Origin of the sequence: Pseudomonas sp. NFPP28 (genome assembly GCF_900115535.1) — a bacterium.
Lineage (GTDB): Bacteria > Pseudomonadota > Gammaproteobacteria > Pseudomonadales > Pseudomonadaceae > Aquipseudomonas > Aquipseudomonas extremorientalis.
Window position 1 is genome coordinate 155,926 of sequence record NZ_FOWT01000006.1, and the last position, 12,372, is coordinate 168,297.

Here is a 12,372-nt window from a genome sequence, read left to right on the forward strand (position 1 = left end):
ACTGCTTATGCCGCCTTCGCTGCCAACTGGCTCAACGAACGGTTCAGCGCGCTGAACAGCGCCTTGAAACTGGCCGTGGTGATGTTTTCATCAATGCCCACGCCATGTACCGGACGCTCACCGTTCACACGCAGTTCGATGTAGGCCGCCGCCTTGGCGTTGGTGCCCGCACCGATCGCATGTTCGTTGTAGTCCATGATCTCCACGCCAATCGGCAAGCCGGCCACCAACGCTTCCAGGGCGCCGTTGCCTTTGCCTTTCCAGTGCAGGTTGGTTTCGCCCTGGCCCTTGCCCGAGACTTCCACCTCGACAAAACTGTTGCCGTTTTCTTCCTGCAGGCGATGGCTGACCAGCGCATACGGGGTATTGGCTTGCAGGTATTCGCGCTGCAGCAAGGCGTAGATCTGCGGTGCAGTCATCTCAAGGCCCACGCGGTCGGTTTCGGCCTGTACCACCTGGCTGAATTCGATCTGCATACGACGTGGCAAGCTGATGTCGTATTCCTGTTCCAGCAGGTAGGCGATGCCGCCTTTGCCCGACTGGCTGTTCACGCGAATCACAGCCTCGTAGCTGCGACCGATGTCGGCCGGGTCGATCGGCAGGTACGGCACTTCCCACAGCGCATCGTCTTTCTGCTGGGCGAAGCCCTTGCGGATCGCGTCCTGGTGAGAGCCGGAGAACGCGGTGTGCACCAGGTCGCCGACGTACGGGTGACGTGGGTGAACCTGAATCTGGTTGCACTCCTCGACGACTTTGCGCACGCCGTCGATGTCGGAGAAGTCCAGCTGCGGGTCGAGGCCCTGGGTATACATGTTCAGTGCCACGGTGACCAGGTCGACGTTGCCGGTACGCTCGCCGTTGCCGAACAGGCAGCCTTCGACACGGTCGGCGCCGGCCATCAGGCCCAACTCGGTAGCCGCTACGCCGGTGCCACGGTCATTGTGGGTGTGCAGACTGATGATCACACTGTCCCGACGGTTGATATGGCGACCGAACCACTCGATCTGGTCGGCATAGATGTTCGGCGTGGCGCACTCCACAGTGGCCGGCAGGTTGAGGATCATCTTGTGCTCAGGCGTCGGGTTCCACACCTCGATCACCGCGTCACAGACTTCCTTGGCGAATTCCAGCTCGGTGGCACTGAAAGTCTCCGGGGAGTATTCGAAGGTCCACTGGGTTTCCGGCTGCTGGGCAGCGTATTTGACGAACAGCTTGGCCGCGTTGACCGCGATGGCCTTGATGCCTTCCTTGTCCTGGTTGAACACAATGCGGCGGAAGGACGGCGACGTGGCGTTGTACAGGTGCACGATGGCCTTCTTGGCGCCGCGCAGGGATTCGAAGGTGCGTGCGATCAAGTCTTCACGGCCCTGGGTCAGCACCTGGATGGTGGTGTCCTCGGGGATGTGGCCGTCTTCGATCAGGGTGCGCACGAAGTCGAAGTCGGTTTGCGAGGCAGCGGGGAACGAGGCTTCGATTTCTTTCACGCCGACGGCGACCAGGGTCTTCCAGAAACGCAGCTTTTTCACTGCGTCCATCGGCTCGATCAGCGACTGATTGCCATCACGCAGGTCGGAGCTGCACCAGATCGGCGCTTCGGTGATGGTCTTCGATGGCCAGGTGCGGTCCGGGATATCGATGGTCGGGAACGCGCGGTACTTCGAAGACGGGTCTTTGAGCATGCTCATCGGGAAATCCTTTGTTGTAGGGGCCGAGAAAAGGCGGCCTGCCGTAGAACTGTTTTTAGGGATAAAACGTAAAGACGAGGCAGATCGATTCAGCCTGGCAGTCGTGCGCTGACGAGGCACAGGCTGCGGTGCTGGCGGAGCTGAATGAGGGTGTGAGAGGTTTTCATAGGCTCAACCCTAACTGCCGGGGTGAAAGATGGCAAGCAGTCGCTAAAAATTGAGAGAACTTCTGTTATTGACCTGTGAAACGAGATTTATTGCCTGAAGATGGTCTGGCGGCTGGATTTAATTGCGCGCCCGTTGTCGAGCGCGCAATCGAGCCTTTCAGGGTTGGAACGCGCCGATAAAGATCGCCGGATCAACCCGCGCATCATTCAGGCTGACGTTCCAATGCATGTGCGGCCCGGTCGCCCGACCAGTCGAGCCGACCTTGCCCACCACTGCGCCGCGTGTGAGCTGATCGCCCACTTTCACGTCGATCTTCGACATGTGGCAGAACATGCTGATAAAGCCTTGGCCATGGTCGACGAACACGGTGTTACCGTTGAAGAAGTAGTTGCCCACAAGAATCACTTTGCCATTGGCCGGCGTTTTGATCGGCGTACCGGCCGGCACGGCAAAGTCCAGGCCAGAATGGGGGTTGCGCTCTTCACCGTTGAAGAACCGCCGCACGCCAAACTTGCTCGACAGCGGCCCGTTCACCGGTTTGTCCAGCACCAGGTTGCTCGGCAGGTTAGGGCTGAAACTGCGGTAGGCCTTGAGCTGCACTGCCAATTCGCTTTCGATGCGCTTGAGCTGCGCCGGGTCAGGGTTTACCTGGCTTTTGTTTTTCAGGGTGATGCGCTGTTCCGGGTACTTTTTGTAGCCGACGATAAACGGCAGGTTGCGCCCGCCGCTGCTGATGCGCTCATTGCCCGGCTTGACCGTCAACGGAATACCGACAATCGCCAGCCAGGTGTCCGCTTCTTTCACCACCAGTACAGGCTTGCCCTGGTACGTGGCTTTGGGCGCGGCAGCGGAAGGACCGAGTTCGACCACGGCAACCCCGCCAGGCACGGGCTTGTTGAGGGTGCGGGAAATGTAGCTGTCGGCCTGCGCGTTAAAGGCAAGGCACAGCAGCATCAACACACTGAAGAGACGTGGCATTGATCAATCCAATAACGAAAGGGTGACGGGTGTCAGGTGGTTGTCTTCCACCCGCACCTGCAATTGGCCCTCACCGAGGCGCGCGGTCAGGCGCTGGCCGGTGTGGGTCTGCGCGGCATTGCGAATAGCCTGTCCGCGCTCGTCCAGCAGGATGCTGTAGCCACGGCCCAGGGTCGCCAACGGGCTGACCACATGCAGCGTCTGCATCTGGCTTTGCAGTTGCAGGCGCCGCGCCTTGAGGCCTTCGCGCATGGCGCGGGGCAGGCGTTCGGCGAGGCTGTCCAGGCGCTGGCGCAGCAGTGCCAGTTGGCGACCCGGGTGCTGGCCGGCAAGGCGCGTTTCCAGGCGGATCAGGCGTTCACGGCGGGTATTGAGGTTGCGCTCGAAGGCGCGGCGCAGGCGCATGTCAAGGTCGTCCAGGCGCTGGGCTTGCTGGCGCAGGCGTTCGCCGGGGTGACGCAGGCGCCGGGCCATGCCTTCCAGGCGCAGGCGGTCGTGGCTCAGGCGATTGCGCATCAGCAGCACCAGGCGGCGGTGCAGGTTTTCGACCTGGCGCACCAGGTGGCTGGCATCTGGCGCGAGCAGTTCGGCTGCGGCGGAGGGCGTAGGAGCGCGCACGTCTGCCACGAAGTCGCTGATCGACACATCGGTCTCATGCCCGACGGCGCTGACGATCGGTGTGACGCAGGCGTCCACCGCACGGGCCACGGCTTCCTCGTTGAAGCACCAGAGGTCTTCCAGCGAGCCGCCGCCACGGGCCAGGATCAGCGCATCGAAGCCACGGGCATCCGCGAGTTTCAACGCGCGCACAATCTGCGGGATCGCTTCGCGGCCTTGCACGGCGGTGGGGATCAGGGTCAGTTCAATGTTGGGCGCACGGCGGCGGAACACACTGATGATGTCGCGGATCACCGCGCCGGTCGGCGAGCTGATAATGCCGATGCGTCGAGGATGCGCCGGCAGCGGCACCTTGCGCTCGGCACTGAACAGGCCTTCGGCGCTGAGCTTTTCCTTCAGCGCATCGAACGCCAGGCGCAACGCCCCATCACCGGCCGGCTCCACGGTATCGAGGATCAGTTGGTAATCGCCCCGTCCCTCGAACAGTGAGACCTTGCCGCGCACTTTCACCGCCAGGCCATCCTTCAGCGCCTGGCGCACCCGTGCAGCGTTGTTGCGAAACAACGCGCAACGCACCTGGGCGCCGCTGTCCTTGAGGGTGAAATACACATGACCGGAAGCCGGGCGGGCGAGGTTGGAGATCTCGCCTTCGACCCAGATATTGGTGAACACGTCTTCCAGCAACACCCGCGCACGGCCGTTGAGCTGGCTGACAGTCAGGACTTCGCGGTCCAGGCCCAGACGGGCAAAAGGATCTTTAATCATGGGCGGCAGTTTATAGGCATTCGTGCAAGGTTTGGCAGAATTGCTCCACCAGCGCGCTCGGCGCCTGTGCGCAGGCCAGGGCCACGGTGCTGAGGCAGTCCGGGTCGGCCAGGGGCAAAAAGTGCACGTTGGCGGGGGCGATGTCCTGCATGGATTTTGGTAACAAGGCAATACCAAAGCCTGCCTGGATCAGTTGCAGCTGGGTGGTCTTGCGCGACATCACTCGCGCGGCCTTGGGGAAAAATCCGGCACGCATGCACAACTCGGCTGACAGATAGCTCAAGCCGCCGCGCTGGGGGTGGGGTATTGAAATAAACGCTTCGTCCTTCAATTGCCCTAGCTCGATGGGCGCCTGACTACGCGCTAACGCATGGTTGGGCGGTACGGCCAGCAACAGTTGCTCGTTATACAAAGGTATCACCCGAACCCCCTCGCGCTGGCGCAGCACCGGCAAGCGCAGTACGCCTACCTCAAGGCGACCGTCGGCGATTTCTTCCAGCTGCGCTTCGGAGGACAGTTTGACGATATCCATCGACACCCCAGGGCAGCGTTCCAGCCAAGCGCTGATGCCCTGCAGCAAAGGGCCGCTCATCGGCACAGTGCTCGAATGGCTCAGGCGCAGTGTGCCCAGTTCGCCATTGCCCACTTGGGTCGCCAGTTCGCAGGCCTTGAGTAGTTCACTCAGCAGGTTGCGGGCCCGCGGATAGAAGGCCTCACCCGCGGCCGTAAGGCGCGGTTGACGTGCGGTGCGCTCGAACAACGGGGTTTTCAGCTGGGTCTCCAGCTCCTTGATCTGTCGGCTCAAGGCTGACTGCGCCACAAACAGGCGCTCGGCGGCGGCACTGAAGCTGCCGCTGTCGGCGATTTCGACGAAGTACCGCAGTTGGCGGGTGGATATCACACGTCATGCCTTTTCGAGATAGGTAGAGGGTTTCGAAGATATTAGTCGCATCCCTCACCGATGGCTAAAGTGATGGCCATCTCTTGCAAGGAATACCCCATGAGCCCGGTTGAGCTGATGAGTCAGTGGTCGTTTGGCGGGATGGATTGGCTGGTGATCGGCCTGGGCATCGTCGTGGCCTATATCGTGTTCGGTATCGCGGGATTTGGCACCGCGTTGGTGGCGGGGCCGCTGCTGATCCTGTTCATGCCGTTGTCGAAGATCATCCCGCTGTTGGTGTTGCTGGATTTTGTCGCGGCGTTTGGCAACCTGCTGCAGTCGCGGCGCGATGTGAACAAGCCGGAGCTGCTGCGCTTGCTGCCGTGCATGGCGATTGGCTGCACACTTGGCGTGGTGTTTTTGCTCAACCTGCATTCGGACCTGTTGCTGTTGTTGATGGGCCTGTTTATCAGTGCCTATGCGATCTATAGCCTGGCGGTGAAGGCGCGGCCGACGCAGCTCGCTGCCGGGTGGTCAATACCCATGGGCACGGTGGGCGGATTGTTTGGTGCGTTGTTTGGCAGTGGCGGCTTTCTCTATGCGATCTATCTGAATAGCCGTCTCCCCAAAGACGCGGCGCGCGCCACCCAGAGTGCGTTGATCAGTTGCAGCACGGTGGTGCGCTTGAGCCTGTTCCTGATTGCCGGGGTGTACGCGGACCTGCCGCTGCTGATGTTGGCGCTGTGCCTGTTGCCGGCGATGGCCATGGGGCTGTGGTGTGGGCGCCGGTTGACGATGCGTATGTCGCGTGAGGCGTTTGTGCGGTTGGTGACGTGGTTGGTGCTGGCCAGCGGCATTGCATTGATCGGGCGGTATTTGAGTACTTGACCTGTTTTTTTCAGGGATTAAGCTGCCTGCCTTCACGGCCTCTTCGGGGGCAAGCCCTCACCCGCCCCAAAATGTGAGAGGGGGCTTGCTCCCGATGACGCCAGACGCCACACCGCAGGACTCCCATGAATTCCCAAAGCATCCTTGTCCCGAAAATCTCCACCTTGCCCGTCCACGAACCCCGCGCCCGGGCGATCGTGCGCTGGCTGGTGCGCAAGAACATCATCAAGGAAGAGCTGACCACCTGTGGCCGCACCGGCAACCGCATGGGCTACGCCCTGGCCGATGGCGCCCGCGCCGTGGTGCTTTACCCGCAGGCACTGCCGTTCAACGAACCGATCAATGGCCTGGAGATCATCTACAAGCGCTGCATCTACACGCCGGCCAAGGGCTTTCTCGAAGAAGCCGGTTGCCCGCAATGCCGCAAGGAAGTCGGCGAAGCGCTGTTCGAAAGCCTGGAAGACTGGATGCCCGGCCACACCGACAACTTCACCTGCCCGCTGTGTGGGTATGAAGACGACATCAACGGGTTCCTGTTCCTGCAGGAGTGCGGGTTTTCCAACCTGGGATTTATCTTCAACAACTGGGCGGAGGCAGGGTTCAAGCAAAGTTTTATCGACGAATTCGCCGATTGGCTGGACCAGAAGATGAGTTGGGTCAAAGTCGAGTTGTAACCCTTCTATCAGTATTCCCAAGTTTGTCAGAGTTTTACATTGAGCCCGACAGGGTGCATGTATATAATGGCGCGCTTCCATTTTCCCGCTCGGGAGCCCCCGCGATGCTGCGTATCAGCCAAGAAGCTCTGACATTCGACGACATTCTCCTAGTGCCCGGTTATTCCGAGGTGCTTCCTAACGAAGTCAGTCTCAAGACCCGCCTAACCCGTGGCATCGAGCTGAATATTCCCCTGGTTTCCGCTGCCATGGACACCGTCACCGAAGCCCGTCTGGCCATCGCCATGGCTCAGGAAGGCGGCATCGGCATCATCCACAAGAACATGACCATCGAGCAGCAAGCTGCCGAAGTGCGCAAGGTCAAGCGTTACGAAGCCGGCGTGGTGAAAGATCCGATCACCATCGAAGCCGACGCCACCGTGCGCGACCTGTTCGACCTGACCCGCCTGCACAACATCTCCGGCGTTCCGGTACTGCACGATGGCGACCTGGTCGGTATCGTCACTTCCCGTGACGTACGTTTCGAGAACCGTCTTGAAGTCACCGTCCGTGAAGTGATGACGCCCAAAGAGCGTCTGGTCACTGTCAAGGAAGGCGCCGACAAGAACGATGTGCGCGAGCTGCTGCACAAGCACCGCATCGAGCGCGTGCTGATCGTCGACGACAAATTCGCCCTCAAAGGCATGATGACCGTCAACGACATCGAAAAAGCCAAGGCTTACCCGCTGGCCAGCAAGGACGATCAAGGTCGTCTGCGCGTTGGTGCCGCCGTCGGTACCGGTAAAGATACCGGCGACCGTGTTTCGGCCCTGGTCGCTGCCGGCGTTGACGTGGTGGTGGTCGACACCGCCCACGGCCACTCCAAAGGCGTGATCGACCGCGTGCGCTGGGTCAAGCAGAACTTCCCTGAAGTACAGGTGATCGGCGGCAATATCGCCACCGGCGCAGCCGCCAAGGCCCTGGCCGAAGCGGGCGCCGATGCGGTCAAGGTCGGTATCGGCCCTGGCTCGATCTGCACCACCCGTATCGTCGCCGGTGTCGGCGTGCCGCAAATCAGCGCCATCGCCAACGTCGCCGCAGCCCTTGAAGGCACCGGCGTTCCGTTGATCGCCGACGGCGGCATCCGTTTCTCCGGTGACCTGTCCAAGGCCATCGTAGCCGGTGCTTCCTGCGTGATGATGGGCTCGATGTTCGCCGGTACCGAAGAAGCGCCAGGCGAGATCGAACTGTTCCAGGGTCGTTCCTACAAGGCTTACCGTGGCATGGGTTCGCTGGGCGCCATGTCCCAGGCGCAAGGTTCTTCCGACCGTTACTTCCAGGACTCCTCGGCAGGCGCCGAGAAGCTCGTCCCGGAAGGCATCGAGGGCCGTGTTCCTTACAAAGGCACCCTGAGCGCGATCATCCATCAACTGATGGGCGGCCTGCGTTCCTCGATGGGCTACACCGGCAGCGCCGACATCGAAGAAATGCGCACCAAGCCAGAGTTCGTACGGATCACCGGCGCCGGCATGGCTGAATCCCATGTCCACGACGTGCAGATCACCAAGGAAGCGCCAAACTACCGCGTAGGTTGAGGCTTCCAGCAAAATGTTAAGTAACCGGGGCTGTTCTTCAGCCCCGAGTTGTTTCTGATTCATTAGACGAGACTGACTTCATGGCCCTCGACATTCACGCCCACCGCATCCTGATCCTCGATTTCGGTTCCCAGTACACCCAGCTGATCGCCCGCCGCGTGCGCGAAATCGGCGTGTACTGCGAACTGCATCCGTTCGACATGGACGACGAAGCGATCCGCGAATTCGCACCGAAAGGCGTCATCCTCGCCGGTGGCCCCGAGTCCGTGCACGAAGCCAACAGCCCGCGTTGCCCGCAAGCGGTATTCGACCTGGGCGTACCGGTCTTCGGTATCTGCTACGGCATGCAGACCATGGCCGAGCAACTGGGCGGCAAGGTTGAAGGTTCCGAGCTGCGTGAATTCGGTTATGCCCGTGTCGACGTGGTCGGCAAGAGCCGCCTGCTGGACGGCATCGAAGACCACGTCGACGCCGACGGCCTGTTCGGCCTCGACGTATGGATGAGCCATGGTGACAAGGTCACCAAAATGCCGCAGGACTTTCACATCCTGGCCAGCACCCCGAGCTGCCCGATCGCCGGCATGTTCAGCGACGAGCGCCGCTACTACGGCGTGCAGTTCCACCCGGAAGTGACCCACACCAAGCAAGGCGGCCGCATCCTGTCGCGCTTCATCCTCGACATCTGCGAGTGTGAGGCCCTGTGGACCCCGTCCAAGATTGCTGAAGATGCCATCGCCCAGGTTCGCGCCCAGGTCGGCACCGATAACGTCCTGCTCGGCCTGTCCGGCGGTGTTGACTCCTCCGTGGTCGCAGCCCTGCTGCACAAAGCCATCGGCGACCAGCTGACTTGCGTATTCGTCGACAACGGCCTGCTGCGCCTGCACGAAGGCGAGCAGGTGATGGCCATGTTCGCCGAGAACATGGGCGTCAAGGTGATCCGCGCCAACGCCGAGGACCAGTTCCTCAACAACCTGGCCGGCGAGTCCGACCCGGAGAAGAAGCGCAAGATCATCGGCCGCACCTTCATCGACGTGTTCGATGCCCAGTCCAGCAAACTGGACAACATCAAGTACCTCGCCCAGGGCACCATCTACCCCGACGTGATCGAGTCGGCCGGCGCCAAGAGCGGCAAGGCCCACGTGATCAAGTCCCACCACAACGTGGGTGGCCTGCCGGAGGAAATGAACCTCAAGCTGGTCGAACCGCTGCGCGAACTGTTCAAGGACGAAGTCCGCCGCTTGGGCCTGGAACTGGGCCTGCCGTACGACATGGTCTACCGCCACCCATTCCCGGGCCCGGGCCTGGGCGTGCGGATCCTCGGTGAAGTGAAGAAGGAATACGCCGACCTGCTGCGTCGCGCCGACCACATCTTTATCGAAGAACTGCGCAAGGCCGACTGGTACCACAAAGTCAGCCAGGCGTTCGTGGTGTTCCAGCCGGTGAAATCGGTTGGCGTGGTCGGTGACGGCCGTCGTTACGCATGGGTCGTGGCCCTGCGTGCGGTGGAAACCATCGACTTCATGACCGCCCGTTGGGCGCACCTGCCATACGAACTGCTGGAGACCGTCAGTGGCCGTATTATCAATGAGATCGAAGGCATTTCGCGCGTGACGTATGACGTGTCGAGCAAGCCGCCGGCGACGATTGAGTGGGAGTGATCCTGCGGTAGCAGGTGAGCGTTGAATAACAAAACCCCGGTCATGTGCCGGGGTTTTGTGCTTTTGGTGTTTGTTTACCGCCGCGCAATATCCGAAAAGTAAAACTTATCCAACGTATGCCGCGACTCGGTGTACTCGAACTGCCGCCCGTCCTGCAAAAACGTCTGGTTACTTACCACTATCACATGGCTCTGACCTTCGAGGTCGAGGTGTGTCTGGTCGTCCTTGCCGCGCGGCAGGGCTTCGATGGTGCGTTGGGCGTAGGCGATTTGCAGCTGCAACGTCTGTTCGATAAACGCGTAGATCGACTGTTCGGCAATCGAGCGGTCCAGGCCGGGGATCACGTCGGCCACGAAGTGGTTGATGTCGAGGATCACCCGTTTGCCGCCGATGCGCCGTACCCGTTTGATGCGGGTGATCAGGGTGCCGGGTTCGGCTTCGATGTGTTGTAGCAGTGAGCCTTCCAGTGGGAACTGAGTGAATTCGACCACTTCGGTGCGTACGTCGTCGCCCAGGTCGGCATGGGTTTCGTGGAAGCTGACGATGCCGCCCAATTGGAACTCGATCGGGTTGGGCGACAACACGAACGTGCCCTTGCCGTGGATCTTTTGCGCAAACCCGCGCTCCTGCAACTGCTCGATGGCGCGACGCACGGTGCCTCGGCTGGCCTGGTAGCTGTCCATCAGTTCGGTTTCGGAGGGGAGGCGCGTGCCGCGTTGCAGGCGTTCAGTGGTGATGCTGGCAAGCAGATCCGTATAGATCTGGTTGTATTTGCTCATGGGGATGGCTCTTTGCCGGGGTTGCGGTCAAGGCAGGAACCTTAGTGGCAGAGAGGCGGTTTGTCCATTAGACCCTTGGTTCATGCGGCTTGCAGCGACGCGCTGTCCTACAAAAGATAAACAATATGTAACTCGTACAGACGAGTTGTTGCTTTAACTCGTACAGACGAGTACTTTTGCCCTCGGCGTGCTGCCAATGACTGCCCCCAATAAAAAAAACCAAAGTGGAACCCAAGCATGAGCCACGACTATTCCAATATCGCCCGCGAGATTCTCGAGAACCTCGGGGGCAGCGACAACCTTGAGCAAGCTGCTCACTGCGTGACCCGTCTGCGCCTGGCGCTCAAGGACCCGAGCCTGGTCAACAGCAGCGCGCTGAACCAGGTGGATCTGGTCAAGGGCTCGTTCTTTACCGGCGGTCTGTTCCAGGTGGTGATCGGCCCCGGCGAAGTGGAGAAGGTCTACGCCGCCCTGCGTGAACAGACCGGCCTCGCCGCCGCGACCATCGCCGACGTGAAGAAGAAGGGCGCCGACAAGACCAACGCCATGCAGCGCCTGGTGCGGGTGTTCTCCGATGTGTTCATGCCGATCCTGCCCGCGCTGATCATCGCCGGCCTGTTGATGGGCGTGAACAACCTGATGGGCGCCAAGGGCATGTTCATCGAGGGCAAGACGCTGCTGGAGGCTTATCCGGACCTGGATGGCCTGTGGAGCCTGATCAACCTGATGGCCAACACCTCGTTTGTGTTCCTGCCGGCCCTGGTGGGCTGGTCGGCGGCCAAGCGGTTTGGCGGCAGCGAAATCCTCGGCATCGTGCTCGGCCTGATGCTGGTGCACCCGGACCTGCTCAACGCCTGGAACTACGGCAAGGCGGTGGCTGGTCTCGACGGCCAGAGCCTGCCGTACTTCGATATCTTCGGTTGGTTCAAGATTGAAAAAGTCGGTTACCAGGGGCAGATCCTACCGATCCTGATGGCGGCCTACGTGATGAGCGTCATCGAGAAATGGCTGCGGGCGCGGGTGCCCAACGCGATTCAACTGCTGGTCGTGCCGATCACCACCATCGTCGTGACCGGCGTGCTGGCCCTGGCCATCATCGGCCCGGTGACCCGTCACCTCGGCATCCTGATCACCGAAGGCGTGGTCACCCTGTTTGACCTGGCGCCGATGGTCGGCGGGGCGATTTTCGGCCTGCTGTATGCGCCGCTGGTGATCACCGGCATGCACCACATGTTCCTCGCCGTGGACCTGCAACTGATCTCCACCCAGGGCGGCACTTTCATCTGGCCGATGATCGTCATGTCCAACCTGGCCCAGGGCAGCGCCGCGCTCGCGGTGTTCTACACCACCCGTAATGCACGGGACAAAAGCATGGCCTCGACCTCGGCAATTTCCGCGTACTTCGGCATCACTGAACCTGCGATGTTTGGCGTGAACCTGCGCTTCAAGTTCCCGTTCTATGCAGCGCTGCTCGGCTCGGCGCTGGGCAGCATTTTCCTGTCGCTGAACAAGGTGCAGGCGTCGGCCATCGGCGTCGGTGGCTTGCCTGGATTCATTTCGATCATTCCGCAGTACATCCCCAGCTTTGTTATCGGGATGGTCATCGCGATCGTGGTGCCGTTTGTCCTGACCTGTGCGTTGAGCATGAAAATTGTTCGGCCTGGATATCGCGTCGCCTGAACCATCGCAATCGGGGGCAAGCCCC

At 61.0% G+C, this 12,372-nt stretch carries 10 protein-coding genes; 5 read left to right on the plus strand and 5 right to left on the minus strand.

What is annotated here, in order from left to right:
- Nucleotides 1-5 precede the first annotated feature (5 nt).
- The 4 genes from leuA to BM110_RS17195 all read right to left on the minus strand — a co-directional run bounded on the left by leuA (nt 6) and on the right by BM110_RS17195 (nt 5,115).
- Nucleotides 6-1,685, minus strand: a complete 1,680-nt coding sequence (leuA, locus tag BM110_RS17175; RefSeq protein WP_071489254.1) for a 2-isopropylmalate synthase — start codon at nt 1,683-1,685, stop codon at nt 6-8.
- 324 nt (nt 1,686-2,009) lie between these two features.
- The gene (locus tag BM110_RS17185) at nt 2,010-2,831 is read right to left on the minus strand and encodes a M23 family metallopeptidase (RefSeq protein WP_093513877.1); all 822 of its coding nucleotides are present in this window, start codon (nt 2,829-2,831) and stop codon (nt 2,010-2,012) included.
- A gap of 3 nt (nt 2,832-2,834) precedes the next feature.
- Nucleotides 2,835-4,214: an exodeoxyribonuclease VII large subunit gene (gene xseA, locus BM110_RS17190; RefSeq protein WP_093513878.1), complete on the minus strand. Its 1,380-nt coding sequence runs from the start codon at nt 4,212-4,214 to the stop codon at nt 2,835-2,837.
- Nucleotides 4,215-4,224: 10 nt separating this feature from the next.
- A complete protein-coding gene (locus tag BM110_RS17195) occupies nt 4,225-5,115 on the minus strand; it encodes a LysR family transcriptional regulator (RefSeq protein ID WP_093513879.1) in 891 nt (296 codons plus the stop codon).
- A gap of 99 nt (nt 5,116-5,214) precedes the next feature.
- Here BM110_RS17195 and BM110_RS17200 point away from each other — a divergent pair, with 99 nt between their 5' ends.
- The 4 genes from BM110_RS17200 (at nt 5,215) to guaA (ending at nt 9,888) form a co-directional block, all read left to right on the plus strand.
- Nucleotides 5,215-5,982, plus strand: a complete 768-nt coding sequence (locus BM110_RS17200) for a sulfite exporter TauE/SafE family protein (protein WP_071489258.1) — start codon at nt 5,215-5,217, stop codon at nt 5,980-5,982.
- A 125-nt stretch (nt 5,983-6,107) separates the two neighbouring features.
- On the plus strand, nt 6,108-6,656 hold the full coding sequence (locus BM110_RS17205; RefSeq protein WP_093128416.1) for a sugar ABC transporter ATPase: 549 nt from the start codon (nt 6,108-6,110) through the stop codon (nt 6,654-6,656).
- Between the two features lie 104 nt (nt 6,657-6,760).
- Complete coding sequence (guaB, locus tag BM110_RS17210) at nt 6,761-8,230, plus strand: IMP dehydrogenase (RefSeq protein WP_010207937.1); 1,470 nt, start codon at nt 6,761-6,763, stop codon at nt 8,228-8,230.
- Between the two features lie 80 nt (nt 8,231-8,310).
- Complete coding sequence (gene guaA, locus BM110_RS17215; protein ID WP_092249186.1) at nt 8,311-9,888, plus strand: glutamine-hydrolyzing GMP synthase; 1,578 nt, start codon at nt 8,311-8,313, stop codon at nt 9,886-9,888.
- 74 nt (nt 9,889-9,962) lie between these two features.
- Here guaA and treR read toward each other — a convergent pair whose 3' ends face one another.
- The gene (treR, locus tag BM110_RS17220; RefSeq protein WP_093513880.1) at nt 9,963-10,667 is read right to left on the minus strand and encodes a trehalose operon repressor; all 705 of its coding nucleotides are present in this window, start codon (nt 10,665-10,667) and stop codon (nt 9,963-9,965) included.
- Between the two features lie 237 nt (nt 10,668-10,904).
- Between treR and treP the strand changes: the two genes are divergently transcribed.
- The gene (gene treP, locus BM110_RS17225) at nt 10,905-12,347 is read left to right on the plus strand and encodes a PTS system trehalose-specific EIIBC component (RefSeq protein WP_093125001.1); all 1,443 of its coding nucleotides are present in this window, start codon (nt 10,905-10,907) and stop codon (nt 12,345-12,347) included.
- Nucleotides 12,348-12,372: the final 25 nt, after the last annotated feature.

What these genes read in the sequence shown, in the direction of transcription:
- leuA (WP_071489254.1), bottom strand. Translation starts at nt 1,685, where the DNA reads ATGAGCATGCTCAAAGACCCGTCTTCGAAGTACCGCGCGTTCCCGACC.
- BM110_RS17185 (WP_093513877.1), bottom strand. Translation starts at nt 2,831, where the DNA reads ATGCCACGTCTCTTCAGTGTGTTGATGCTGCTGTGCCTTGCCTTTAAC.
- xseA (WP_093513878.1), bottom strand. Translation starts at nt 4,214, where the DNA reads ATGATTAAAGATCCTTTTGCCCGTCTGGGCCTGGACCGCGAAGTCCTG.
- BM110_RS17200 (WP_071489258.1), top strand. Translation starts at nt 5,215, where the DNA reads ATGAGCCCGGTTGAGCTGATGAGTCAGTGGTCGTTTGGCGGGATGGAT.
- BM110_RS17205 (WP_093128416.1), top strand. Translation starts at nt 6,108, where the DNA reads ATGAATTCCCAAAGCATCCTTGTCCCGAAAATCTCCACCTTGCCCGTC.
- guaB (WP_010207937.1), top strand. Translation starts at nt 6,761, where the DNA reads ATGCTGCGTATCAGCCAAGAAGCTCTGACATTCGACGACATTCTCCTA.
- guaA (WP_092249186.1), top strand. Translation starts at nt 8,311, where the DNA reads ATGGCCCTCGACATTCACGCCCACCGCATCCTGATCCTCGATTTCGGT.
- treR (WP_093513880.1), bottom strand. Translation starts at nt 10,667, where the DNA reads ATGAGCAAATACAACCAGATCTATACGGATCTGCTTGCCAGCATCACC.
- treP (WP_093125001.1), top strand. Translation starts at nt 10,905, where the DNA reads ATGAGCCACGACTATTCCAATATCGCCCGCGAGATTCTCGAGAACCTC.